This window comes from Nocardiopsis sp. MG754419 (assembly GCF_018207095.1).
GTDB lineage: Bacteria > Actinomycetota > Actinomycetes > Streptosporangiales > Streptosporangiaceae > Nocardiopsis.
Window position 1 is genome coordinate 25977 of sequence record NZ_QOCZ01000030.1, and the last position, 25661, is coordinate 51637.

At 69.6% G+C, this 25661-nt stretch carries 22 protein-coding genes and 1 pseudogene; 19 read left to right on the top strand and 4 right to left on the bottom strand.

Translation table 11 applies throughout. The annotated features are described in order from the left end of the window. The first annotated feature begins 40 nt into the window (after positions 1-40). The 3 genes from DSY14_RS08710 (at position 41) to DSY14_RS08720 (ending at position 3342) form a co-directional block, all read left to right on the top strand. Positions 41-829: an IclR family transcriptional regulator gene (locus DSY14_RS08710; protein WP_211715975.1), complete on the top strand. Its 789-nt coding sequence runs from the start codon at positions 41-43 to the stop codon at positions 827-829. A gap of 432 nt (positions 830-1261) precedes the next feature. Beyond that, positions 1262-2488 (top strand): MmgE/PrpD family protein, encoded by a 1227-nt coding sequence (locus DSY14_RS08715; RefSeq protein ID WP_211715976.1) that lies wholly within the window; start codon positions 1262-1264, stop codon positions 2486-2488. A gap of 110 nt (positions 2489-2598) precedes the next feature. Then, positions 2599-3342 (top strand): GntR family transcriptional regulator, encoded by a 744-nt coding sequence (locus DSY14_RS08720; protein WP_211715977.1) that lies wholly within the window; start codon positions 2599-2601, stop codon positions 3340-3342. A 260-nt stretch (positions 3343-3602) separates the two neighbouring features. On the opposite strand, the gene DSY14_RS08725 is transcribed toward DSY14_RS08720, so the two are convergent. Next, positions 3603-4142 carry a M23 family metallopeptidase gene (locus DSY14_RS08725; RefSeq protein WP_211715978.1) on the bottom strand — a complete coding sequence of 180 codons (540 nt, stop codon included), beginning with the start codon at positions 4140-4142 and terminating at the stop codon, positions 3603-3605. 237 nt (positions 4143-4379) lie between these two features. Here DSY14_RS08725 and DSY14_RS08730 point away from each other — a divergent pair, with 237 nt between their 5' ends. The 7 genes from DSY14_RS08730 (at position 4380) to DSY14_RS08760 (ending at position 11695) form a co-directional block, all read left to right on the top strand. Next, positions 4380-5474 carry an Ldh family oxidoreductase gene (locus tag DSY14_RS08730; protein WP_249187547.1) on the top strand — a complete coding sequence of 365 codons (1095 nt, stop codon included), beginning with the start codon at positions 4380-4382 and terminating at the stop codon, positions 5472-5474. Next, positions 5471-6502, top strand: a complete 1032-nt coding sequence (dctP, locus tag DSY14_RS08735; protein WP_211715979.1) for a TRAP transporter substrate-binding protein DctP — start codon at positions 5471-5473, stop codon at positions 6500-6502. Before DSY14_RS08730 ends, dctP begins: the two co-directional genes overlap by 4 nt. Continuing rightward, entirely contained in the window at positions 6499-7059 is a 561-nt protein-coding gene (locus DSY14_RS08740; protein ID WP_307851169.1) for a TRAP transporter small permease, read from the top strand. Before dctP ends, DSY14_RS08740 begins: the two co-directional genes overlap by 4 nt. Then, positions 7056-8336: a TRAP transporter large permease gene (locus DSY14_RS08745; protein WP_211715980.1), complete on the top strand. Its 1281-nt coding sequence runs from the start codon at positions 7056-7058 to the stop codon at positions 8334-8336. Before DSY14_RS08740 ends, DSY14_RS08745 begins: the two co-directional genes overlap by 4 nt. A gap of 67 nt (positions 8337-8403) precedes the next feature. Further along, entirely contained in the window at positions 8404-9720 is a 1317-nt protein-coding gene (locus tag DSY14_RS08750) for an enolase C-terminal domain-like protein (RefSeq protein WP_211715981.1), read from the top strand. Next, the gene (locus DSY14_RS08755) at positions 9717-10898 is read left to right on the top strand and encodes a fumarylacetoacetate hydrolase family protein (RefSeq protein WP_211715982.1); all 1182 of its coding nucleotides are present in this window, start codon (positions 9717-9719) and stop codon (positions 10896-10898) included. Before DSY14_RS08750 ends, DSY14_RS08755 begins: the two co-directional genes overlap by 4 nt. 65 nt (positions 10899-10963) lie before the next feature. After that, positions 10964-11695, top strand: coding sequence for a GntR family transcriptional regulator (locus tag DSY14_RS08760; RefSeq protein ID WP_249187548.1), 732 nt, complete (start codon positions 10964-10966; stop codon positions 11693-11695). Between the two features lie 21 nt (positions 11696-11716). Here the strand turns inward: DSY14_RS08760 and DSY14_RS08765 are convergent, their stop codons facing one another. After that, complete coding sequence (locus DSY14_RS08765; protein ID WP_211715984.1) at positions 11717-12196, bottom strand: hypothetical protein; 480 nt, start codon at positions 12194-12196, stop codon at positions 11717-11719. Between the two features lie 675 nt (positions 12197-12871). Between DSY14_RS08765 and DSY14_RS08770 the strand changes: the two genes are divergently transcribed. From DSY14_RS08770 to DSY14_RS08780, 4 genes are all read left to right on the top strand, one after another. After that, positions 12872-13159, top strand: a complete 288-nt coding sequence (locus DSY14_RS08770) for a hypothetical protein (RefSeq protein WP_211715985.1) — start codon at positions 12872-12874, stop codon at positions 13157-13159. A gap of 519 nt (positions 13160-13678) precedes the next feature. Then, on the top strand, positions 13679-14149 hold the full coding sequence (locus DSY14_RS08775) for a hypothetical protein (protein WP_211715986.1): 471 nt from the start codon (positions 13679-13681) through the stop codon (positions 14147-14149). A gap of 195 nt (positions 14150-14344) precedes the next feature. Next, positions 14345-14473, top strand: coding sequence for a hypothetical protein (locus DSY14_RS29175; protein ID WP_283091596.1), 129 nt, complete (start codon positions 14345-14347; stop codon positions 14471-14473). 323 nt (positions 14474-14796) lie between these two features. Further along, a complete protein-coding gene (locus DSY14_RS08780; protein WP_211715987.1) occupies positions 14797-15315 on the top strand; it encodes a hypothetical protein in 519 nt (172 codons plus the stop codon). Between the two features lie 884 nt (positions 15316-16199). Here DSY14_RS08780 and DSY14_RS08785 read toward each other — a convergent pair. Together DSY14_RS08785 and DSY14_RS08790 are read right to left on the bottom strand one after the other, a co-directional pair. Continuing rightward, complete coding sequence (locus DSY14_RS08785) at positions 16200-16901, bottom strand: response regulator transcription factor (protein ID WP_211715988.1); 702 nt, start codon at positions 16899-16901, stop codon at positions 16200-16202. A gap of 169 nt (positions 16902-17070) precedes the next feature. Next, complete coding sequence (locus DSY14_RS08790; RefSeq protein WP_211715989.1) at positions 17071-17751, bottom strand: pyridoxamine 5'-phosphate oxidase family protein; 681 nt, start codon at positions 17749-17751, stop codon at positions 17071-17073. A gap of 409 nt (positions 17752-18160) precedes the next feature. On the opposite strand from DSY14_RS08790, the gene DSY14_RS08795 reads away from it, so the two are divergent. The 5 genes and pseudogenes from DSY14_RS08795 (at position 18161) to DSY14_RS08815 (ending at position 25551) form a co-directional block, all read left to right on the top strand. After that, positions 18161-18862: a CBS domain-containing protein gene (locus DSY14_RS08795; RefSeq protein ID WP_211715990.1), complete on the top strand. Its 702-nt coding sequence runs from the start codon at positions 18161-18163 to the stop codon at positions 18860-18862. A gap of 691 nt (positions 18863-19553) precedes the next feature. Continuing rightward, positions 19554-20600, top strand: a complete 1047-nt coding sequence (locus DSY14_RS08800) for an iron ABC transporter substrate-binding protein (RefSeq protein WP_211715991.1) — start codon at positions 19554-19556, stop codon at positions 20598-20600. Continuing rightward, on the top strand, positions 20597-22237 hold the full coding sequence (locus tag DSY14_RS08805) for an iron ABC transporter permease (RefSeq protein WP_211715992.1): 1641 nt from the start codon (positions 20597-20599) through the stop codon (positions 22235-22237). The genes DSY14_RS08800 and DSY14_RS08805 overlap by 4 nt, the downstream gene beginning before the upstream one ends. Then, positions 22224-23336: an ABC transporter ATP-binding protein gene (locus DSY14_RS08810; protein WP_211715993.1), complete on the top strand. Its 1113-nt coding sequence runs from the start codon at positions 22224-22226 to the stop codon at positions 23334-23336. Before DSY14_RS08805 ends, DSY14_RS08810 begins: the two co-directional genes overlap by 14 nt. Before the next feature lie 1472 nt (positions 23337-24808). Then, positions 24809-25551, top strand: a pseudogene (locus tag DSY14_RS08815) (transposase family protein). The last annotated feature ends 110 nt before the right edge of the window (positions 25552-25661 follow it).

A 25661-nucleotide genomic window follows, 5' to 3' on the forward strand; every position in this document is an offset into this window, starting at 1 on the left:
GGCCGCCGACGCGCCACGACGAGGGAAGGCACCCAGCACCATGACAGGCCAGCAGGGCACGGTCCAGGCCATCGATCGCGCCGTGGCGATCCTGTCCGCCTTCTCCCCGGCACGTCCGGTGGCGAGCGTGTCGGAGCTGGCGCGCGCCACCGGGCTCACCCGCAGCACCACCCATCGACTGCTGTCCACGCTCGTCCAACACGGACTCGTCGTCCAGCTTCCCCGGAGCACCAGCTACTGCCTGGGTCCGCGCCTGCTCGGCCTCGCCGACACCGCGCGCACCCAGCTCTCCCTGGAGCTGCACGCCGAGGAGACCATGACGGCGTTGCGGGACTTCACCGGTGAGACCGTGGGGCTGCACATCATGGACGAGACCCCGGTCCGGCGCACCATCGCCCAGGTGGAGAGCACACTGCCGTTGCGGCGGACCTACACCGACCTGGGCGCACCCATCCCGCCGCACCAGGGAGCCCCCGGCAAGCTCCTGCTCGCCTTCGCCCCCGAGGAGTTGCGCGAGCGGGTCCTGACCCAGGACCTGCGGTCCTCCACCACCCACGCCCGGATCGACCCCGCGGACCTGCGCGCCGAGCTCGCCGGGATCAGGGAGCGCGGGTACGCGATCTCGTTGGAGGAACGCGTGCTCGGGGTCGCGGGCATCGCCGCGCCGGTGCGCGACCACGCCGGTGAGGTGGCCGCCGCGCTGAGCATCAGTGTGCCCGCGGTGCGCACCGACCGACCGGCGTTGGAGAAGCTGGCCCCGCGTATGGCGGACGCCGCCATGGAACTGTCGCACCAGTTGGGCTACCGCGCGGGGGAACCCGCCGTCTGATCCGTCGCGCACCGACGCCGAGGACCCGGAGCGGGTGGTCGATCACCCGTCCCGGCCCTCGGCGACGTCGGTGACCGTCGGCGACGGAGGCGGGGCTCGGCACACCGGGAACAGGGTGCGGAACGCGGGGCGTCGACGCCGCGCGCGCATCGCGCGACGGGACCGGCCCCGGCGCCACGCTCGTCGTTCGTCGGCCGCGCCCGCCTCGCATCCGTGCGGCGCGCCCGTGCCCGCACACGCCCCCTGTCCGTTGCCCGTTCCAGCATGTACGGCCAATACATGCTCGCCGGTGTACATCGCCGACAGAACCGGAAACCCCTGCCGCTGCACCTGGTCTCCAGGGCGTTGACAGCGGGCATACCGGGCGCAGAAAATGGCCGTACAAATCGAGCGCACCTCTGCGAACTCACCCCTCGGCTCCCCGGAGGCCCCATGGTCATCGCCCGCGCCCTCGCCGACTGGGCCCACTCCCTCACCCCGACCCCCGACGACCGTGCCCTCGCGCACCGATCCCTGCGCGACACCCTGGCCGTCACCCTCGCCGCCGAGGACCACCCGCTGGTCGACCTCGCCCGGGACCTGCCGGAGGAGGCCCGGTGGGCCGCGATCGGTCACGTCCTCGACTTCGACGACCTGCACCTGCCCTCCACCGCCCACATCAGCGTCGTGTGCGTGCCCGCGGTCCTGGCCGTGGGCGGGAGCGAGGAGCACTACCTGGCGGCGGCCGGGGTGATGGCCCGCCTGGGCACCGCCCTGGGCTGGCGCCACTACACCGACGGCTGGCACGCCACCTGCACCGCCGGGGCGCCCGCCGCCGCGGTCGGCGCCGCCCTCGCGCTCGGTCTGTCACCCGAAGGGACCGCCACCGCCATGGCGCTCGCGGTCCCCGCGGCGGGGGGCGTCCAGCGTGCCTTCGGTACCGACGCCAAATCCCTCCAGGTCGGCTTCGCCACCCACGCCGGGGTCCGGGCCGCCCGCCTGGCCGCGTCCGGGGTCCAGACCGACCCCACCGCCCTCGACCAGTGGTTCGCCCTGGTGGGCGGCGACCCCGACGCCTTCACCCCGGAGTTGCTCGACCCCGCCGCCGAGGCCGTCCCCGGTGGCCTGGCCACCAAGATCCACCCCTGCTGCTACGCCATGCAGCGCCCCATCGGCGCCGTGCGCGCGCTCGCGGAGGCCGTGCCCGACCCCGCCGCGGTCCGGCTCGTGGAGGTCGAGACCCCGGGCGGTACCCTTCACCCGCTCCTCCACCACCGGCCCACCACCGGGCTGCAGGCCAAGTTCAGCCTGGAGTACGCCGTGGCCACGGCCCTCCTGGACGGCCACCCCGGCTTCGCGAGTTTCACCGACGAGGCCGCACGGCGCCCCGAGGCCCGGCGCCTGGTGGAGGCCGTGCGCGTCCGATCGACCCCCGGTGGGGACGGTCTCCTGGACGGGGTCACCACCGTCCACGTGACCACCGAGGACGGGCATCGCCACAGTGCCACCCTCGACCTGCCCGCCGGGGCCCCGGGGCGGCCCGCCGACGAGACCGCGTTGGCCGCCAAGTTCGCGGACTGTGGTCCCGAGGTGCCCGCCGTGCTCGCCGGCGCCACCTGGGCCACCGCGCCCGACCTGCTCCGCGCCCACCTGTCGGCCCCCGCCGTGGGCGCCCCGTGAACCCCTGAGGCCACGAGCGGGGCGAACCTCCTCGTCGCGCGGTGCGTCTTCCGGCCCATCGCGGACGGGGACAATGGTGGTCCGGACGGGTCGGGACGAGGGCGGGAGCGATGGCGGTCAACAGCGGCGAGTCTGCCTATCAGAGGGTGGCGCGGGAACTGCGAACGGCGGTGCTCGGCGGCAGGTTCGACGACGGGTCGCGCCTGCCCACCGAAGCCGAACTGGCGGACCTGCACGGGGTGAGTCGGCAGACCGTCCGCCGCGCCTTCCAGGACCTGGTGGCGGAGGGGTTGGTACACCGGGTGCGGGGCCGGGGCACCTACCCGACCCGGAACGCGGGCCGCTACCTGCGCCGGTTCGGTTCGGTCGAGGACCTCATGGCGCTGTCGGAGGACACGCGCATGGTCGTGCTGCGGCCGTTGCGACGCAGGGTGGACCTCGACGTCGCCGGGAGGCTGCGGCTGGAGACCGACACCGTGCACAGCGTCGACTTCCGTCGTGACCACGACGGCCATCCCTTCTGTGTGACGACCGTCCACCTCCCGCCGTGGGTCGGCGCGCGGCTCGACGACGTCGAGGAGCTCGACCGGGAGGGGGCGGAGAGCGCCGCCACCGTCATCGGTCTCCTGGACCGGCGGTTGGCACACCCCGTGGCCGAGGCGGAGCAGAGCATCACCGCGGTGGCCGCTCCGTCGGAGGTGGTGCGCGACCTGGGCTGCGCGGAGGAGGCACCACTGCTGCGGGTGGACCGCACCTACCTCGACACTCGGGGTGCGGTGGTCGAGCTGGCCACGAGCCACTTCCTGCCCGAGCAGTACTCCTACCGGCTCCGATTGCGGCGCGGCGCCCGCTGACCGCGCCGGTGGCGCGGCGTGACCGCATCGCCGGGCTCCGGGATGACACCGACAGGGATGAGGTGTCCCTGCCCCGCGACGCCCGAGTTCCCAACGATCTCGGGCGGGCGACCTCGAATCCCGCCCACGCGGGCCCGGGGCCGACACCCCGTGTCTTCGGGCGAACGAGACGGCGCCACCGCGCCGGCGTCGTGCGCGGCGCGGTGGCGGGAAGGCCACACGGTCAGGGCCGCCCCGTCCGGGAACGGGGCGGCCGTGGCTCAGCAGCCGGTGCTGCTGGTGATGGTGGTGTTGCCGTAGTAGTGGATCTCCACGCCGTTGAGCACGACCTCGACGACCGTGCCGCTCTCGCGCTGTTCGTAGTGCAGGTGCGGTCCGGTGGAACCGCCGGTGCTGCCGACGGTGCCGATCACCGAGCCGGTCGAGACGCTGTCGCCGACGGACACGGACTGGGTCTGCAGGTGGGCGTACAGGGTCGTGACGCCGCTGCCGTGGTCGACGATGATGTAGCGGCCGTAGCTCTCGTTGCCCAGGTTGGCGACCGTGGTCACGGTGCCGGCCGCACTGGAGCGCACGTTCTGGCCCTGGGCGTTGTCCCGTTGGAAGTCGACGGACAGTTGCGGGTTGTGGTTGGTCCGGGTGTTGGCGTTCCAGACCTGCCCACAGTCGAAGGGCGTGCGCAGGTTGAGGTCGGCGACCGACACGTCGTCGGCCGAGGCGCCCGCGGGGGCGAGCACGCTCAGGAACAGTGTGGCGGCCGCGGCGGTCGCGATCCGTGTGAGGGTTCGGGGGAACGTCATGCGGGTCCTTTCTCGCAGAGCGGGGTTGCGAGTCCTGACAGAGCGAATACCCGCCGAACCGGCGCGAATTCATCCCATATGTCGATTAACTCCATTCGGGCAGGTCATCTCGGAGAAATCCAACGACCACACCCGGTCCGCCGGCGAACGCGAAGCCCATCACCGAGACCCCCTTGTCTGTGATCCAGTCCACATATACGATCCGCGTGTTTCCTATAGGAACATGGAGGTGACCTGTTGGAAACGCGCACCTTCCCGGCACGGCCCCTGCGCGACCTCGCCACGACCTCACTCGCGAGCACCGGTGTCCCCGAGCCCGACGCCCGCCTCACCGCCGACTCCCTCGTCCAGGCCGACCAACGCGGCATCGGCTCCCACGGACTCCTGCGCCTGCCCCTGTACGTCAGCGCGCTGCGCGCGGGCGGCATCAACCCCCGTCCCACCCTCACCTGGGTCCGACGCCACGGCGCCGTGGCCGTCCTCGACGCCGACGCGGCCCTGGGCCAGATCGCCCTGGACCGCGCCCTCGAACACGTCGTCGCACAGGCGCGCCACCACGGGGTGGCCGCCGTGGCGGTACAGAACAGCACCCACTACGGCGCCGGCGCCTACTGGACCGATCGGCTCGCCGACCACGGCCTGATCGGCATCGTGACCTCGACGACGGGACCCGCCGTCGCCCCGCACGGGGGTGCCACCCCGCTCCTCGGCACCAACCCCCTCACCATCGCCGTCCCCACCGCCGACGACGCTCCGCTCACCGCGGACATGGCCACCAGCGCCGGCGCCTACGGCAAGGTCGTCGCGGCGGCCAACGAGGGTCGTCCCCTCCCCGAGGGGTGGGCGGTCGACGCCCGGGGCCGGCCCACGACCGATGCCGAGGAGGCCCTGTCCGGAGCCCTCCTGCCGTTCGGCGGGGCCAAGGGATCCGGCCTCTCGGTCCTGCTCGAAGCCCTGGCCGCCTCCCTCACCACCGCCGCGTTCGCGCACCGGACCGAGGACATCTGGGCGGACCGCGGCGCACGGATGAACACCGGACACCTGCTCCTGGCCCTGGACACCGACGCCTTCACCGGTCGGGCCCACACCGAACGGAAGGTCTCCGACCTGCGCGACCGCGTGCGCGCCTGCGGCGCCACCGGAACCCACGTCCACGCCCCGGGCGACCCCGAACGCCGCGCGGCCGCCACGGCCGCCCGCGAGGGTGTGCCGTTGAGCCCCGCGACCGTGGACCTGCTCGACGCGCTCGCCACCGAACTCGGACTCACCGCCCCTTCCGACCTGCCGTGGACCGACGGGGGGACGGACACACCCGGGGGAGGGGCGACGTGACACGGCACGGCCCTCGGCGCCGCGTCCTGTTCCGGGCGTGCACGGGCCTCACCCTGGTCCTGTCCCTCACCGCCTGTGTCGGCGGGCGCGTCGACACCGACGTCCGGTCCGACGAGGTGTTCGGCCCCGACGACACCCTCTTCCAGTTCGCCCACGTCTACGACGCCCAACACCCCGTCGAGACCTGCGGGGTCCCCACGATCCAGGAGTCCCTGAGCGGCAGCGGCGTCAACATCGAGAGCTACCCCGCCGCCCAGTTGGGCAGTGAGGCCGAGACCCTGGAGCAGATCGCGCTCGGCGGCCTCGACCTCGCCGTGGCCGGGCCGTCCTTCCTGGGGGTCTGGCACGAGCCCGCGGCCCTCCTGGACAGCGCCTACCTGCTGGAGGACGTCGACCACTTCCTGGCGGCGGTGGAGAGCCCCGAGGTCACCGACATCCACCAGGGCATGTACGAGGAGACCGGGATCCGGGAACTGTCCACCTGGTACTACGGCACCCGGCACCTGACCTCCGACGCGGCCGTACGGACCCCGGAGGACCTCGACGGGCTCAAGGTCCGCACCCCCGACGCCCCCCTGTACCTGACCAACATCGCCGCCATGGGCGGAACCGCGACCCCCATGGCCCTCGACGAGCTCTACATGGCGCTGCAACAGGGCACCCTCGACGCCCAGGAGAACCCGGTACCGACCATCGAGTCGTCCAAGCTGCACGAGGTGCAGCGGTACGTCAACCTCACCGGTCACATCGTGCAGGCGGTCCACGTCGTCACCCACGACGGCGTGTACGCCACCCTCGACGACGACCAACGGGTCCGTTTCGACGCGGCGATGGAACACGGTGCCGACGCCGTGCGCGCGTGCATCGTGGAACAGGAGACCGAGGCGCTGGAACGCTGGGAACAGGACGGGAGCATCACCGTCAACCGCGACGTCGACCGGGAGGCCTTCGCCGACCGGGTCCGCGAGCGCCTGCCCGACCAGGTGCCCTGGGGCGAGCTCTACCTCACCATCCAGGAGGGGACGTGACCGACGCGAGCGCCCCAGGCGCCCCCGACCCCCTGGAGGAACGCGGCCGGATCCGACGCACGGTGGTCGCGGTCGAACGCTCGGTCCTGGTCACGGTGCTCCTGGCCACCTTCGGTCTGCTCGTCCTCCAGGTCCTCACCCGATACGTGTTCGCGGCGCCGCTGTCCTGGACCGAGGAGCTGGCCCGGTTCCTGCTGGTGTGGCTCACCTTCCTCGCCGCGGGCCACCTGGCCGGACGCCGACTGCACATCCGCGTGGACCTGGTGGTCGACCGGCTCGGGTCGCGCGGCGCCCTCGTGGTGGACGTCCTGGCCGGTGTCGTCGTCATCGCCACCTCGGCCGTCATGACCGTGGCGGCCGTCGCGCTGGTCGCCTCCGCGGCCGGCCTGACCGCGCCCGCGTCCGGTGTGCCGATCCCCGTGGTCTACCTGGCCGCCGCGCTCGGGTTCGCCCTGATGTGCGCCCACACCCTGGTGCACCTGGTCCGTCGCCCGGGCCAGAGGGGCGGGCCGGCCCTTCCGGGAACGGAACCGGTCGGAGAGGAGGCCCGGCCATGACCCTGCTGTGGATGACCCTGGGCCTGGTCGTGCTGCTCTTCCTCCGGGTGCCGGTGGCCCTGGCCCTACTGATCCCGTCCCTGGTCTACGTCGTGGTCAACCCCACCGCGTCCCTGACCATCGCCGTCCAGCAGACCGTCTCGGGGGTCAACACCTTCCCCCTGCTCGCCGTCCCGATGTTCATCCTCCTGGGGTGCCTGGCGAACGCCTCGGGGATCACCGATCGCGTCTACGCCACCGCCCTGGCCTTCCTCGGCCGGTTGCGGGGAAGCCTCGGATACGTCAACGTCGCCACCAGCTTCGGGTTCTCGTGGATGAGCGGGGCGGCCATCGCCGACGCCGCCGCCATGGGACGCGTGCAGGTCCCGGCGATGGTCCGGCGCGGCTACCCCGTCGGGTTCAGCATCGGCATCACCGGGGCCTCCTCCCTCATCGCCCCCCTGATCCCGCCGAGCATCCCCGCGATCATCTACGCCGTCACCGCCGGGGTCTCGGTCGGGGCGCTCTTCGTCGCCGGGATCGTCCCGGCCCTGCTGTTGGTGACGGCGCTGTGCGTCATGGTCTGGTGGAAGATGCGCAAGCAGGACCACCTGCGCGAGGAGCGATCCTCCTGGGCACACCGGATGCGCACCCTGTGGTGGTCCCTGCCCGCCCTGGGCGCCGCGGTGGTCATCCTGGGCAGCATCCTCACCGGCGCGGCCACCCCGACCGAGGCGGCGGCCATCGGCGTGCTGTACCTGTTCCTGCTCTGCGCGGTCTACGGGAAGATCAACCGAGGCACCCTGCGCACCGTCCTGGTCCAGACGGTGGAGACGGCCGGTTCGGTCCTGATCATCGTCGCCGCGGCGGCCCTGTTCGGCTGGGTGCTGGCCCGCGAACGGGCGCCACAGGCGGCCGCGGACCTCATCCTCGGTCTGACCGACCGTCCCGTGGTGTTCCTGCTGCTGGTGTGCGTCCTGTTGTTCGTGGTGGGCGCGCTCCTGGAACCCACCGCCGCGATCCTCATCGTGGTCCCCGTCCTGGCCCCCGCCGCCGAGATCTACGGCATCGACCCCGTCCACTTCGCCGTGGTCGTCATCCTCAACCTCATCATCGGGCTGCTCACGCCCCCGGTGGGGCTGGTCCTGTTCGTCCTGTCGAGTGTCACCGAACGCCCCGTCACCCAGGTGATCACGGGGGTCCTTCCCTTCTTCCTGCCGATGGCCGTCGTGCTCGTGCTGGTCACCTTCTTCCCGGTGTTCAGCACCTGGCTCCCCGGCCTGCTCGGCTTCGGCTGAACCACCTCCGCCCACCCGGGCGCGCCGTCCGGGCGGGCCCCGACCCCAGAACCGACCTGGAGGCACCTTGTCGCACATCACCTCCGTCGACGTGCGGGACATCCGTTTCCCGACGTCCCTGCACCTGGACGGCTCGGACGCCGTCAACGTCGACCCCGACTACTCCGCCGCCTACGTCACCCTCCACACCAGCGACGGCGAAGAGGGCACCGGACTGGTCTTCACCTGTGGTCGCGGCAACGAAGTGGTCGTCGCCGCCCTGCGCAGCTACGGCGCGCTCCTGGTCGGCCGCCCCACCGACGCGCTGCTGTACGACCTGGGGGAGGCGTCCCGTCGCCTGGTCCACGACTCCCAACTGCGCTGGCTCGGCCCCGAGAAGGGCGTGTCCCACATGGCCTGCGGTGGACTCGTCAACGCCCTGTGGGACCTGCGGGCCCGCCGTGAGGGCCTGCCCCTGTGGCTGCTGCTCTCCCGCATGGGCGTGGACGAACTCGTCGACGTCGTGGACTACACCCACATCCGTGACGCCCTGAGCCCGGACCAGGCGCGGGACATCCTCGTCGAGGGCCGCCGCGGGAGCGAGGAGCGCATCGACCACCTCCACAGGGAGGGCTATCCCGCCTACACCACCAGCCCGGGATGGCTGGGCTACGACGACGCCAAACTCGTCCGCCTGAGCAGGCAGGCGGTGGCCGACGGCTTCACACTGATCAAGCTCAAGGTCGGCGGCGCCCCGGAGGAGGACCGGCGGCGCCTACGCCTGGCCCGGGAGGCGGTGGGACCGGACGTGCGCATCGCCATCGACGCCAACCAACGCTGGGAGGTCTCCGAGGCGGTGGAACGCGTGAACCTGCTCGCCGAGTTCTCCCCCTGGTGGATCGAGGAACCGACGAGCACCGACGACATCCTCGGGCACGCGAGCATCCGTGCGGGCATCGCCCCGGTCCGGGTCGCCACCGGTGAGGCCGTGGCCAACCGCATCGTCTTCAAACAGCTGCTCCAGGCCGGGGCGATCGACGTCATGCAGATCGACTCCACCCGGGTGGCGGGTGTGAACGAGAACCTCGCCAACCTGCTCCTGGCGGCCCGCTTCGAGGTGCCGGTGTGCCCCCACGCCGGCGGGGTCGGACTGTGCGAACTCGTCCAGCACTTCTCGTTCTTCGACCACGCCGCGATCAGCGGACGCATCGAGGACCGGGCCATCGAGTACGTCGACCACCTGCACGAGCACTTCACCGCACCCGTGAGGGTGGAGTCCGGACGCTACCTGGCCCCCACCGAGCCCGGGAACGGCGCCCGGATGAAGGAGGACTCCCTGACCGCGTGGGAGTACCCCGACGGTGCCGGATGGCGCGGGCTCGCGACCGCGGAGGCCCGGCGATGAGCGCGCGCCACGACGTCCTGCCGACCGACGGGACCTCGGCGACCCTGGTCGGTCGTGTGTGGGACCCCGAGACCGGGGGTCCCCGCCCGGTCGTGGTGCGCGGTGACCTCGTCCATGACCTCTTCCCCCTCGCCCCGACCGTGTCCGCCCTGTTGGAGGACGAGGAGGCGCACCGGCGGATCGCCGCGACGCGCACGCCCGCCCGGTGGCGGTTGAGCGACCTGCTCGACGCGCCCGACGACGGTCGCCGGGACCGACCCCGACTGTTGGCCCCGGTCGACCTCCAGGTGGTCAAGGCGTGCGGGGTGACCTTCGTCGACAGCATGGTGGAGCGTGTCATCGAGGAACGGTGCGAGGGGGACCCCTCCCGGGCCCGGGCGGTGCGCGAGGCCCTGACCGACGCCCTCGGGCGGACCCTCGACGACCTCGAACCGGGGTCGGCGGAGGCCGCGCGGGTCAAGAAGGTCCTGGTGGAGCGGGGACTGTGGTCCCAGTACCTGGAAGTGGGGCTCGGCCCCCACCCGGAGGTCTTCACCAAGGCACCGGTGCTCTCCTCGGTGGGACCCGGCTCCACCGTGGGCACCCCGTCCTTCTCGAGCTGGAACAACCCCGAACCGGAACTCGTGCTCGTCGTCGACTCACGGGGACGACCACGCGGGTGCACCCTCGGCAACGACGTCAACCTCCGCGACGTCGAGGGACGCAGCGCCCTGCTCCTGGGGATGGCCAAGGACAACAACGCCTCCAGCGCCCTCGGCCCCTTCGTCCGGGTCTTCGACGACACCTTCACCCTCGACTCCGTCCGGACGGAGCGGATCACCCTGCGCATCGACGGTGCCGAGGACGGCTTCGCCCTGGAGGGGGAGAACAACCTCGGACGGCTGAGCCGCCCCTTCGAACGGCTCGTGGCGGCGGCCCACGGACCCCACCACCAGTACCCCGACGGGTTCGTCCTCTACACGGGCACCCTGTTCTCACCCACCCTCGACCGGGACGCACCGGGGGCCGGCTTCACCCACAAGCAGGGCGACCGTGTGTCGATCAGCAGCCCCCGGCTGGGCACCCTCACCAACACCGTCGGCCGGGCGGAGGAGTTGCCCCCCTGGGACTTCGGGATCGGCGCGCTCAGCTCCTACCTGATCTCCCAGGGGCCGGGAGGTCGCGGGCACCACGGATAGGATCGCTGCGGGTCCGCGCGCGAGCGGGCCCGCAGTCCACCGCTCGGACGAGGATGAGGAACACGATGCCGTCGGAGGAGGGGACCCCGCGCAGCAGGGGGTCCACGGAGGACGTCTACGAACGGCTCCGCTCACAGATCCTGGAGAATCGCATCGCCCCCGGCGAACGGGTCAACATCGACGCCCTGGCGCGGGAACTCGGGGTCTCCCAGACCCCGGTGCGCGAGGCGATCCGTCAGCTGGAGGGGGACCGGCTGGTCGTGCGCACCACCGGCAGGGGTTATCGGACCACCCCTCTGCTGGACCCGCGACAGCTGCGCGAACTGTTCGAGTTCCGCATCCTGGTGGACGTGTGGGCGGCCCGGTCGGCGGCGGTCAACCGACTGACCAACCCGGGCCCCGACATCCACGAGGAGATCACCGGGTTCGCGACCGCGGTCGAGGAGCACCAGGACATCCGCCGCCACCTGGTCGCCCACGACGTCCGCTTCCACGGGCTCATCCTGTCCGCGCTCGACAATCGGGTGGTCCAGGAGGCCTACGAGCAGACCCACAGCCACCTGCACACCTTCCGGCTCTACCCCGCCGACGCCGACGGCCGGATCACCCTCGACGAGCACCGCCGGATCTGGGCGGCCATCGACGCCTGCGACCCCGACGCCGCCGAGACCGCGATGCGCGATCACCTCACCCGCGCCTTCCGGCGTTTCGCACGGGCCTTCGACGCACCCACCGGTGACCTGCGCGTTCCCGCGGTCCGCCGCATGTACGCCGACCAGGAGCCTCCCCCGGCCTAGACCACACCGATCCGCGTCGTGTCACCCGGCGCGCCACGCCAGGATCGCCATGACCACCGCGACGACGAGCAGGATCAGGGTCGCCGGACCGAACGCCATGATGCCCAGGCCCAGACCGATGTTGGCTCCGATGATCGGTGCGGTGGCGATCACCCACAGCACCCCGGCCATCATCGGGATCGGCACCAGCGCCAGCAGGGCCAGCGCCCAGCGGGTGCCCAACCGTCCGGCCCGCCACGCCCGGATCAACAGGATCGCCGTCACCACGGTGACGACGAGGGCGCCCACCCCGAGGGTGTTCTCCGCCCAGGCCGGAAGAGTGAACGAGTGGATCACGTCATCGGCCTCGGACAGGGGGAAGCCCTGCTCGGCGGCCACCTTCTCCGGCCGGGTGTAGGTCAGCCACCAGGCCGAGATCCCCGATCCGACCAGCAGGGCGGCCGACTGCAGGAGCTGGGCGGGGCCGGGACGGTGGGAGGTGCGTGTCGTGGTCGCGTTCATCTCTCCATGGTGCCCCCGAACGGTCTCCGCGTCCTGAGTGCGTGTACTCAGGGCCCGCCCGCGCGCCCGTGCTCTCCGCGGGGGCACCCCCCCGACCGCGGTCCCCGGTGGCTTGCGAGACGCCTGATCGCGACGTCCCGTGCGGTGGCGCTCTCGTACCTCCGCCGTGTGCCGCGCGTGTCGACGCCTGCGGGTGCACGTGGACGGAGGGGTGGGACGCCGTGCGGGGGTAGGGCGGCCGGCACGGTCGCCGCCACGACGGCCTCCGCCGCCTTCCTCGGGTGCGCGCCCTCTGCCCTTTCGTGGGCCTGACGCAGGGACACCGATTCTCACGGCGAGAGAGGGCGAGCCCAGGGAAGGATCGGTGGGGCGCGATCTCGTGGAACGGCCGGCGAAGTCGAGATCACTTCTTTCCGGGCTCAGGAGAGGTTCTGCCGAGAGGCCGAACCGGAGCGACAGGTTCCTTCTCGGGTGGGGTCCGGTCATGACTCTCGGTTCGCTTTCCTGATCTTCCTTGGCTTTGTCCACTCCGGACGGATCGCCCGTTCGGTCTTCTGTATCGTGGCGCTTCTGGTCCTTTGCGTGCTCGCCGTCCTGTCTGAGGTGCTGCTCTTCGCTCGCCCGCGGAAAAAAGGGAAGCTTCCGGATCGACGCGTTCTCACGAGGAGATACCGCATGAGCGGGGGAGAAGATGGGTTCATCGAAAGAGTGGCGCGAAGCAGATACCTACTCCCCTTCGGGTTCCCGAACGGTTTTCCCGAGAGTCCGACCTCGCGCGAATGGCGGAGGTTGATCATATCCAACGCGATCACGTCGGTCGGGTTGCTCTCGATCTCCGTGTTCGGCGTGGTCCAGGGTTCACTCGCGTGGGTGGGTTTATGGCTGGGTGTGGGTGCGCTGTTCTTCCTGATCGCATGCGTGCCGAAAATGATTCTGTGGCGACGCCGGGGGAGCCGTGATTGAGACATCGGCTTCACGGTGCAGGGGCACAGGGTTCATCAGCCGGGGCCTTCACGAGAACGACGAGGCGACGATTCCCACTGTGCCCGGGAAAGCCGCCTCGCACATCGATGGGGAGAGCATGCGCACACCCATGCCCGGATGGCCCCGAACGGCGTGGACCGGCCGCCAGGGGTGCGGCGTGGACGGTGCCGCAATGGGAGCCAGCGCGGTGATCGAACCCGGGTTCGTCCTCCACCGGCGGCCGCCACATGATCCTGGGGGCGCATTCGAGTCCTGGGTGCCTCGACAGCGATCGGGGCATGAAGAACCGCCGGCGAGCTCCCGATCGGCAGGCCCCGACCAGGCACGGGGTCCGGGGATGGAGAAGGTCGCGTGCGGATGGTGGACAAACCTCTGGCCGAAGGTGCGAACCCGGACCTTCCCGTGCTCGGCAGTCCGCGCATCGTGATGTGGTGCCCGAGCTTCGGGCGCGAGGTCGGTGCTCACCGTGGGTGGACGAAATGACGCGAGGATGTGGTGATGCTCGAAGAGGTCGTCAAGGACGGCGTGATCGCGCTGGTACGTGTCATGGCCACGGACACCTGGCCCGCCGCTCGCAAGGACATCGTCCGGCTGTTCCTCCGCAAGGGCGAGAACGAACAGAAAACCGTCGCCGAGCGTCTGGACCACGACGCGGCCAAGATCGCAGACAGTTCGGCGGACGCGTCGGCCCGGGTGCGCGATGGACTGGTCGCCCAGTGGCAGGTTCGACTCCAGAATCTGGTGGAGCTGCATCCCGGCCTCGCGAACGAACTCCGGGCCCTGGAACGGGACATCCGGGAGCGCCTGCCCCACGAACCAGCGACGTCGACTCAGAACAACTTCGCCCGGGACGGCGGTCAGGTCTTCGGCGCACAGAACGGCAACGTCATCGTGAACCAGCTGCCACCGGTGCTTCCCACGCCGAATCGGAGCCGACCGGCCTGTTCGGGGGCGGGTGCGGATGGCTGATCGCGGCCACGGCGCCCGGACGGACCATGCGTTCCATCCGCAACAGATCGTCCGCGCCGAGAACGGTGGGTACGCCTGTGGGGTCGTCGGCGCCGACCTGCACGTGTTCACCAACGGTGGACCCGTGTACCTGCTCCACGAACACCGACTCGTCTCGGCCGCGCCCGAGGAGGGGACCGCCCCCGACCCAGCCGCATGCTCGACGCGCGGTCCAAGGTCGTGGCCTTCACCGGGCGCGAGGACGAACTCGCCTCCGTGGAGGGGGAGGGGCTGTCCTACGACGATTCCGACCAGGTCGGGAGCATGGTCGCGCGGGGCGAGTAATCCCACGTCCACAGCCCCACCGGCCGGCTGTTGCGCGCTGATGGCGGCGAGGGTGAGCTGTGCCTGCGAGTCCGATCCACCACGCCATCGATCAGACTCAGGTATGCGGGACCACCGGCTTGCAGGGGGCCGGATCGACCGCCAGGTGTCCCACGCTGCGCTGGTCACGACCAGAGTCGCCTCGAAGGGTGAGCCCACGTATGAGTTCGCAGTCCCGTGCTGAGAGACTCGACTGTGGGTGCAGTGTGCGATGCGAGCCCGCGTATGGGTGCCTCCGGTGATCCTCGGGGCGAATCGCTTGGATGCTGGGAAGTTGAGTCAAAATGACGAGTGGGAACTCGGCGAAGCCTTCTGGTTGGAAGCCGATCGAGGTCGATTTCTATCGCGTGGACGAGTATGTCTGTGGTGCGATAGCGAAAAGCAGTAGAGCCGTTTCCAGGCTTCTCAATGTTGCAGACTCGGCGGTTTATGGAGAGAATCCTTCGATTCGTGATGCGGCATGGCTCTCTTACCTCAGATTTGCGGTCTCGATATTCATGGGGTTCGTTGTTCTTATCGTCATTGGACTTGTCGGATCATTGCTCCGGGATTCCAGTGAAACTGTAGCGCTCTTTCTCGTGGGTGCGGCGTTCTTCTTTTCTGTGCTCCGGGGCCAGTTGGCCTTGGCCGCAGGTCTTGACCTGCTGCTCCTGCTCGTCCAGGAGAAGCTCTCGAGAAAGGAAGGCCGTGTTGCTTTTCTCGATCTGTACCGCAGGATGATGTGGATCTATCCATTTATGGCGGCCGTTCTGGTGGTTTGGCTTTATGTCAACGGCTCCTTGGCGGCTGCTGCAGGACTCTGAAGGCCATCCACATCGCTCGTGACCTGCTGGTACAGGTGGAGGCGCTGGCGTTTAAGGACCCCCTTCCGTTGTTCGGTGAAGGACGCGTGAGCCGGAAGGCCGTGCAGCCTGGGTTTGATCCGGACATGGTTTCTGTCGCGGTTGTGGGTGGACAACCGGTGTCAGGGGTGTTGGTCATGTCCGGGCCGGGTTCGTCTCGCGAGCAGCTACTCGAGAGGGACGTTGTCAGGCTCCGAGGGTCGGTGGGGCAGACCCTCCCCGGGCGTGTGGACGCCGCGCCGGTGGTTCGAGTGGGGACGGGCTACCCACATGCGGCTACGGTCCTGGACTCGTATCGGTTACGCCGAGTGTGTTCACCGTTGCACCCTCGTTCGGGCGAAGTCGCGCTGGAGGAACCGATTCCCGTCCTGCCTCGAGAGGTCTCCGGTCTCGATGGGCTTGCGCCACAGAATCGACGTAGGTCGAGAGTGCACGGCCTCTGCGCTCAAGGTCGTGCTGGGCATCGCTCGCATTCTCGGTTGCTGTGACCACTGGGCGAGCACGCCGAAGACCTGTGAGATGAGCTCTCATCGATGTATGAAGTCATCGAATGAAACGCAAGATCGAGATTTCGACTGTCTTTCTTGACTCCGCATCGTGGTGGCTTTCCGGAGAACCCCACGAAGCGGGACCGTTTGCGTCAGATCGTCGCCGGCATCCACGTGTCCGATATACCCGCCCTGAACCATCAACGTGACCTGTTCCAGGAACGGTCCCTGCGCAGCTCGACGGCCGACACGCGTGCGGACGCGGGCGAGCCCGTCACGCCGGCCCGAGCGCGCACACGAGGAACCGATCTTCCGCACTTCGGCGGTGGAGTTCTTCGCCACCTAAGAACCGGGCCATCAGGTAGGATCTGGCCGCCGTCGGTCCGTCGCCTCGGGTCCCTCGCGACCGGAACGGGCCTTGAGACGTGCGGCGTGGGCCGCCGCCTGGGAGCGTCTGCGCATGTCCAGTTTGGACAACACGCTGGAGACGTGGTTCTTCACCGTCTTCTCGGCCAGAAAGATCCGCTCACCGATCTGCCGGTTGGTCAGGCCCTCACCGATCAGCTCCAGGACACGGCGCTCCTTGGCGGTGAACCCGCGGAGAGGGTCGTCGGACTCGGTACCCGCGCGTAAGCGCCGTAGGAGCACAGTGGTGCTGTGCGGGTCGAGCAGGGACTCTCCCGAGGCGACCGTGCGGATCGCGCCGACCAGGTCCGCACCGCGGATCTGCTTGAGCACATAACCCGACGCCCCGGCCATGATCGCGTCGTGGAGCGCCTCGTCGTCGGAGTAGGAGGTCAGGATCAGGCACGCCAGCCCCGGGACGCGGTCGCGCAACTCCCGACAGACCTCCACACCGCTGCCGTCGGGCAGGCGCACATCCAGGACGGCCACGTCCGGACGTGCCGCCGGTACGCGCCGGAGAGCCTCGGACGCCGTGGCCGCCTCGCCGACCACTGAGAGGTCGTCCTCCTGCTCGATCAGGGCCGTGATGCCCATGCGCACCACGTCGTGGTCGTCCAACAGAAAGACACGAATGACGCCCTCGGTCTCCGACATCGTCGGTCCTTTCCCCACCGAAGAGAGCCCGGTCCCCATCGAAGAATGCGCGGCGCCGTGACGCCCGGGCGGCGTCCGCGCGGGGGCCGTGCGCCGTTGTGCGTCCCCTGTGACCACCTGCCGTGACGGCCCCGAGGTGCCTGTGCCCCTGCGGATGTCCCCGGCCCCTTCACAGAAGGCTCCGACCGCGTACCTTGCGACCGGTGACCCGTTGCGGGATCACCCGGACGTAGAGGTCGTGCTCGCCCTGAGCCCAGGGCCGGACGGGAGCTCGCTCCCGGAGGACGGCCACCTCGTCCTCGTCCGTGACGGGGTCGGCCCGGCCCATGACGAGCACACTCCAACCCTCACTGGTCGCACCGTCGACCCGGTCCACTTCGAAGGCGGCGTCGTGCGGCAGGTGGCGGGCGATCAGCCCCTGACCGCCTGTGCGGAAGACGAGGGTGCCGTCGTGCACCCGGTAGTTCACGGGGAGGATGGTCGGAACGGTCGCCTCTGCCAACACCAGACCGATCCTTCCCACGCCGCCCGGGCTCATCAGCTCCAGGCACTTTCTCCGTGACAGCGCGGTGGTCTCCGGTACGGGAGTGATCGTCGTCGCCGCTCCGGGCGGTGCATCGGTGTTGACCCCGAGCAGGTGGTCCTCGGTGGTGTTCAAGGCCATCGCGAGACGGTACAGCGCCTGTCGGGTCAGTTTGGGGGCGTGTTCTTCCAGGTAGGCCACGTATCCGGGGTCCATGTCGGCGAGCTTGGCGACATCCTCTCGGGACAACCCGAGCTCCGCCCGTCGTGCCGCGGCCCTGCGGCTGAAATCGCCGCCCGCGGTGCCCACACCCGCTTCTCTCCTCATGGCGTGCCTTCCCCTCTGCGCCGGACGAGGCCCTGCCCTGGCATCTCTCACGCGAAGCCTTACCGGTCCGTGCGTGCTCGGACACGGGCCCTTGGGCCCGGCCGCCGGGACGAAAGGCCCCGGGGAGGGAGGCATTCGACGTCGGACGTTGGACGACCGAGGTCGAGTGCGGCGCGTGTGCCGCGTTCCTGGTAGCGGACGGGGGAGAGCCGTGCCCACCGGAGCGCTCTGGTCGAGTGCCCCCAAAGGTGGACAAAGTGACCCCTTCGACCCTGGGCCGATGATCCTTTTCCCCTGATCGGGGAATGATGGAGGGGGAAGTCGCGGGTGATCGAAGGGCGCTCTTTCGGGAGGTTCAGGGACGCGCGGGCGACGCCGGTCCCGGATCGCTCCGGGAAAGGAGAACGCGATGTACACCGTGCACGACGTCATGACGACCGAGGTCGTCTCGGTCGGAAGGGACAGCTCATACCGGCTGATCGCCGAGATCCTGCTCGCCCGGCACGTGAGCGCACTGCCCGTGACCGACGGCGAGGGCCGCGTCATCGGTCTGGTGTCCGAGGAGGACCTGCTCCACAAGGAGGAGTTCTCTGGCGGGGAGTACGGCCCGCCCATGCGTGCGCGCCTCCGCGCCCGCCTGGGTTCGGGAGGAACCGCGAGGGACAAGGCCGCCGCGAGGAACGCGGGGGAGTTGATGACGAGCCCCGCCATCACCATCGCGCCGGACGCGAGTGTGGCGCGCGCGGCTCGATTGATGGAGCGCCACGGGGTCAAGCGGTTGCCGGTGGTCGATGGGGACGGGCGACTCACGGGTGTCGTGAGCAGGCGTGACCTGCTCATGGTCTTCCTCCGCGAGGACGAGGACATCGCCGCGGAGGCTCGGGACGAGATCACCGAGGCCCTGCGCCCCGTGCGTGTCCATGGGCCCACGGTCGCGGTCGAGGACGGGGTCGTGTCGCTGTCGGGGGTGGTGGAGCGCCGAAGCGAGGCCCAGGTGCTGGTCCAGCGGCTCAGGCGTGTGGAAGGGGTGGTGGCGGTCGATTCCGCACTGCGTTGGCGGGTCGACGACGTCGTCCCCGAGTACGTGCGCTGGAGCGCGGTCGATCGCTGACAGCGCCGGTCCGGCCGGGGCTCGGCTCGACCCCCGCGCCCTGAACGGCATGGTGTCTTGATCGGCGCAGGCGAACGCGCCCGTCGGGTGCACTGTCCGGTGCCTCCCCGACCCCGCCACTCTCTGCGGGAGATCGAGTCGTCGATCACGGTATGAACGACTCCCGGCCGCCGCCTATGTGGTCCGGCGGCCGGGACCGACCACGGCGCGATCACGACCGTGGTCGGCGTCGTCGTCGGCGGATCCGCACCCACACACCTTTTTCACCGAGGCGTCGTCCGTCTCCTGCGCCGCACGAGGTCACCCTGGACGCGCAGCTGCCGAGCGGGCGCGCTCACACGCGGGCGCGGTCGACACCGGCCTGTCCACGCGGATCGAGCACCGTGACGGCCGTGGGCGATCGCCCGCCCTGACCGGCCGCGGCTCGCCTTCCCCGGCCTGGGCCCGGCCCGCACCGGAGGACCGGTCACCTCCGTCGGACCCGCACCGGAGGACCGGTCACCTCCGTCGGACCCGTACCAGGATCTCGGGGCACCCTCGTGAGGCGGGTGCGGGCGCCCTCGGCGCCTCCCGCGCCCTCAAGGCGACCCCACTTTGTTGAGGCAAGGCTGGCCTAGGTTAGGGTCACCTTCGCCGAGGCCTGGAGTCGACCGGGTCCCGTGAACACGACCTTCGGTAGGAGACCCTTCGGATGGACGCCATGCCCCCACGGTTCAAGACCGCTCTCATCACCGTCCCGGTACTCGCACTGCTGGCCACCGCATGTGGCGGCGACGGCGACAACGCCGCGGGATCAGGTGCCGCCGAAGAGAGCGGCGGTGTGGTCATCTACTCCGGTCGCGACCAGGAACTGATCGACCCGCTCATCGAGATGATGCGCGAGTCCACCGGCCTGGACATCGACGTCCGGTACGGCGACAGCGCCCAGATGGCCAACCAGATCGCCACCGAGGGCGAGAACACCAACGCCGACGTCTTCCTCTCCCAGGACGCGGGCGCCCTCGGACTCCTGGTCCAGGAGGGGCTGCTCGCCGAGCTGCCCGCCGACCTCACCGACCGGGTTCCCGCCGAGTACCAGGACACCGAAGGGAACTGGGTCGGTGTCTCGGGCCGCTCCCGGGTCATCGCCTACGCCCCCGACAACGTCGACGAGGCCCCGGACAGCGTCCTGGACCTGACCGACTCCGAGTGGCAGGGCCGGGTCGGTATCGCCCCCACCAACGCCGGCTTCCAGGCCTTCGTCACGGGTCTGCGGGTCATCGAGGGCGAGGACACCGCGCGGCAGTGGCTGGAGGACCTGGTCGCCAACGACGTCCAGACCTTCGAGAACAACCGCTCCATGCTCGACGGCCTGGAGACGGGCGAGATCGACATCAGCCTGAACAACCACTACTACTGGTACGAGCGGGTCAAGGAGGGCGGCGCCGACTCCGTCACCTCCGAACTGCACTACCTGCCCGCCGGTGACGCCGGTGGCCTGGTGAACGTCGCCGGTGCGGGCATCACCGCCACCGCTGCCGACTCCGAGGGCGCCGAGGCCGTTCTGGAGTACCTCCTCGGCGAGGAGGCCCAGACCTACTTCACCGAGGAGACCTCCGAGTACCCGCTGGTGGACGGGGTCGCTCTGGGGGAGGGGCTGCCCGAGATCGACAGCCTCGAGCAGCCCGACATCGACCTCAGCGACCTGCACTCCCTGGACGAGACCGTCGAGATCCTGCGTGAGGTGGGGCTCGAGTGATCGACGTCCGTCACGGACGGGCCCAGCCGGAGCCCTCCCCCCGCAGGGGAGGCTCCGGCCTTCGCGTGTTCACCGCCCTGCCCTCCGCACTGCCGCTCTACCTGCTCGCCGGAGCCACCGCGGCCCTGGCGCTGCTTCCCTTGGTCTACATCCTCTTCCAGGCGTTCGCGGAGGGCCCGGGCATCCTGGTCGAGGTACTCTCGCGCGGCCGGACCCTCGAACTGTTGGCCAACAGCCTGCTGCTCACCGGGACCGTGACCGTGGGCTGTCTGGTCCTGGGTGTGGGCCTGGCCCTGTTGGTGGCCCGGGTCCGTCTCCCCGGGGGACGTTGGTGGGCCCTGGTGGCCACGCTTCCGTTGGCCATCCCCAGTTACGTCGCCGCCATGGTGTGGATGGAGGCGATGCCACAGATCCAGGGGTTCGTCGGCGCCGTCCTGGTCCTCACCCTTGCCTGCTACCCCTACGTCTTCCTGCCGGTGGTCGCCGCCCTGCGCATGGCCGACCGCGACCAAGAGGAGGTGGCGCGGGCCCTCGGGCTCGGCCCGCTCCGGGTTCTGTGGCCGGTGACGCTCCGCCACATCCAACCCTCGGCGGCGGCCGGATCCCTCCTCGTCGCCCTGTACGTGCTCTCCGACTTCGGGTCCGTCGCGACCCTGCGCTACGACACCATCACCCGGGCCATCTACAACGACTACTCCAACCGGTTCGACCTGGCCGGTGCCGCCTCCCTGAGCGTGCTCCTGGTCGCCATCACGCTCGTGGTGCTGTGGGCCGAGGCCAGGGCCCGCGGCCGCGCCCGGTTCAGCCGGCTGGGAGCGGGCGCGACCCGCACCCGCCGACCGTGGGATCCGGGTGCGGGTCTGTCCGCGGTCCGGGCCGGTCCCGTGCGCGCCCTCACGGTCCTGCCCTTCGTGGTGGTGGCCGGGGCGGCGCTGGTCTTCCCCTTCGTGAGCCTGGTCTATTGGATCGTGCGCGGTTCCTCGGCCGACCCGGACCTGCCGCGGATGGTCGAGACCGCACTGACCACCCTGGGGGTCTCCGCGGGCGGGGCACTCCTGACCCTCCTGTTGGCACTGCCGGTGGGTGTCCTGGCCGCGCGCCGGCGAGGAACGGTACCGCGGCTGTTGGAGGGCGCCACCTGGGCGGGCTACTCGATGCCCGGGGTCGTGGTGGCCATCGCCCTGGTGTACTTCGCCGTCAACCACGCCTTCGAGCTCTACCAGCGACTTCCGCTGATGATCTTCGCCTACGCGTTGCTGTTCCTGCCCGCGGCGGTCGGTTCCATCCGCTCCTCGGTCTCGCAGTCGCCGCCGGTGCTGGAGGAGGTGGGTCGTTCGCTGGGCCACTCGGCCACGGGCGTGTTCGCCAGGGTCACGCTGCCCCTGTCCCTGCCCGGAGTGGCGGCGGGGACCACGCTGGTCTTCCTCAGTTGCATGAAGGAACTCCCGCTGACCCTCATGCTGCACCCCACCGGTATGGAGACCATCGCCATGCGCCTCTGGTCGGCGACCAACGTGGGGCGCTTCGCCGCCGCGGCGCCTTACGCGATGATGCTGATCCTTCTCGCCTCGGTGCCCGCCTTCATCCTCGGCCGCAAGGCCGCCACCGCCGACGAGGTGACCCATGAGCGCCCTTGACATCACCGACGTGGAGAAGTCCTTCGGGCACACGCGGGTTCTGCGCGGGGTCGACCTGCGTGTCGCCGACGGAACCCTGGGCGCCCTGCTGGGCCCCTCCGGATGTGGCAAGACCACCCTGCTGCGCCTGGTCGCCGGTTTCGAACGCGCGGACGCCGGCCGGATCCGGGTGGGCGACCGGACCCTCGCCGACGCTGGGCGCCACCACCTGCGCCCCGAACGCAGGAACGTGGGCATCGTCCCCCAGGAGGGCGCGCTGTTCCCTCACCTGTCCGTCCTGCGCAACGTCGTCTTCGGCCTGCGCGGACGCGCCCGGCTCCAGCGCCGGGCCCGCGCTGAGGAGGTCTTGGACCTGGTGGGGCTGGCCGACCACGCCGCACGCATGCCCCACGAGTTGTCCGGTGGCCAACAGCAGAGGGTCGCCTTGGCCCGTGCCCTGGCCCCCGAGCCAGGCCTCGTGCTGTTGGACGAGCCCTTCAACGCCCTGGACCCCGCGCTCCGGTCGGATCTGCGCGACGAGGTGCGGCGGGTCCTGCGTGCCGCGGGGGTCACCGGGCTCCTGGTGACCCACGATCCCGAGGAGGCGCTGTCGACCGCAGACACCGTCGCGCTGATGCGCGCGGGAGAGATCGTGCAGACCGGTACGCCACGGGAGGTGTACGAGCGTCCCCAGGACGCCGGACTCGCGTCGTACCTGGGGGAGACCGTCACGCTGCCCGGGCGGAAGCGCGAGGGAGCGGTGGAGTGCGCCCTGGGAACGCTGGCCGCCGTCGACCCGGGGGTATCGGAGGGAGGACCGGGGACCGTGCTGGTCAGGCCCGAACGGATCGACCTGGCACCCGCGGCGGCCCACGATGACACGGGCTCGGACACGAGGGGTGCGCAGGTCACCAGAGTGCGCTTCGCCGGGCACGACAGCCTGGTCGAGCTCCTGCTGGAGGGCACGGACATCGTGGTCCGGGCCCGGACCCACATGCACCCGTTCCCACGGGTCGGGGACCGGGTACGCGTGCGGGTGGTCGGACCGGTCATGTTCTATCCCGGCACCGCCTCATCGGCGCCCGTGGTCGACGCTTATCGAGAAAGGGCGCCGCACTAATATCCGCTCTTCGAGCGAGTGAGTCGACGGAACCGGGTCCTCAGCCAGCCGACCCGTACCCTCCCAGCGAAGATCGTGGCCGTCGTGTCCGAGTCGGGCGCGATCGCGTTGCTCTGCTGTAACAGCCGGACCGGTCAAGGGGCCTTGTCATGGTCTCGCCGGGTCTGTCGGTCTGCGACCGGAGGCCCAGGCCCGCCGAATGGCGATCGAGGAGTGTGTTGAAACGCGAAAAAGGAGTATCCACAGACAACGAAGGCTGAGCGCATGCATCGGATGAGAAGTCCGGCGCCCGGGTACCGCCCCGTGTCACTTCGTGTCGTTGTGTCCCGCACCATCCGAATCAGGATGCCGTCCTGTGCCACGTCGTGCCGCCCGCTGACGCCCCGGTCCAAAACTGCGGAGCACAAACGGAGCACACAAGCCGGGGAAGCGTCCGATTGTCGAGGGCGAGGTTATCGGATGATGGCTCTCGTGCACGCGACGCGTGTGCTCTGCCAGTACACAACGGTTTCAGTCATACTGGCTTCTGAGGAGGATGGAAATCCTTGAGTATTGATCCTGATGGAAGCGGCTGGGACCAGTTTGGCGGTCGCGTTGCAGCTGGACCCGGTGTTTCGACCGGGATAGCAGGCAGTGGAGATGTCGGAGTAACTGGCGATAGAGCTGATGGACTCTTCGGCCAAGCAGGTTGCGATGCCGCGTACGGGGCTGGTGGCAACGCCAGTGTCAGCTATGACAGCCTAGGAAACTGGAGCGGCACTGGCGGGGTCACTTATGGCCTCGGTGCTTCGTGCTCTGCCATGGCAGGATGGCAGTTCTAGGAAAAAAGATAGATATTGGAAATCGCTATCGGCGCAATTGTGATCATCCTCGGGGTGCTGGGATTGATCTATCGCAATAAGATTGCTGGTTCGGCTAGAACTATTCATAATCGAGTTTATAAAACTGATAAAGGTTGGCCTCACTTCGCATCTTTTCAAGTCATTATTCCTTCGGTCGGTGCCATAGTCTGCGGTTCAGTTTTTATAGCCATGGGGGCATTCGGCGGATAACACTAGAGGATGACGAGGCGATTAGGTGATCTCGGCGATATTGCTTCGGGTGTCATTTGGGCTGCTCCTGTCCCCAGTCGACTCTTGGTGGATTTCGCCTGGCTCGCCTTTGGCGGCTCCCCTGATGCTGGCGTTATCTGTTCGCTGATCTCCGACCTGTTTTTCTCGGTATGGATCCTCCTCAAGATTGCATTGTGGCGTAGGGCAAAGAATAAAGACACCAAATAAGACCAGGAGAATAATGACCCTCCATCTGCTCCGAGGTGCAGCAGTGAGCCTTTTTCATCTTGAAGGTGCAGGTCACAGGCCCGTACCGGTCTGCCGCACCCCCTCCCAGACAGCAAGAAGCCCCTGGTAGAGGAGTTAACGACCAAGAAAACCCAGCACCAGAAGCTCCGCATGCTGTTCTAACCTGCCGCGCTGCCGTTGTCACGCCGCACCCTCAACCTCACCGCCCGCACCATTCGCGCTCACCGCGCCCGCACCGGGTCCCGATGGCGTCGCCTGGAGTCGGCGCAACAGGCCCTGCTGGTCCTGGTCCACCTGTACAAGGGCGAACCGTTCGCCCAGGTCGCGGCCGGGCTCGACGTCGGAACCACGACCGCTTGGCGGTACGTGCGCGAGACCACGGCCCTGCTCGCCGCCCAGGCCCCACCCTCGGACAAGGACTGCGCCGCACCCGCCGCAAGGGTTGGGCGTACGTGATCGTCGACGGCACTCTCATCACCTGCGACCGCGTCGCGGCCGACCGGCCTTTCTACTCCGGCAAGCACAAGCAACATGGCATGAACATCCAGGTCGTCGCGGCCCCCGACGGCGAACCGCTGTGGACGTCGTGGTCGCTGCCCGGAGCGGTGCGCGACACCAGGGCCGCCCGGGTATGGAAGATCTCCGAGCGCATCGAGGCCGCCGGCCTCATCGGGCTCGGTGACAAGGGCTACGTCGGGCTGGCGGACGTGGTGTTCTGCCCGTTCAAGGGCCGGGGCAAGCCGCAGTGGAAGAAGGACGCCAACTCCGCCGACGCCAAGCTTCGCAGCCCGGGTGAGCGCGCGATCGCCCAGCTCAAGCAGTGGGACATCCTGCGCCGCCTACGCTGCTGCCCACAACGCGCAGGGGAGATCACCCGCGCGGTGCTGGTCCTTCAGCTCCGAGAAGCAGGATAAGAAAGGCTCACTGGAGTCTTTCCTCTTGAGACCGCTCCCCTTGCGCTCGGTCGTGGCCACAACGGCCGCCGCGACTCTGACCCTCGGCCTGCTCTCAGCCCCACCCGCCT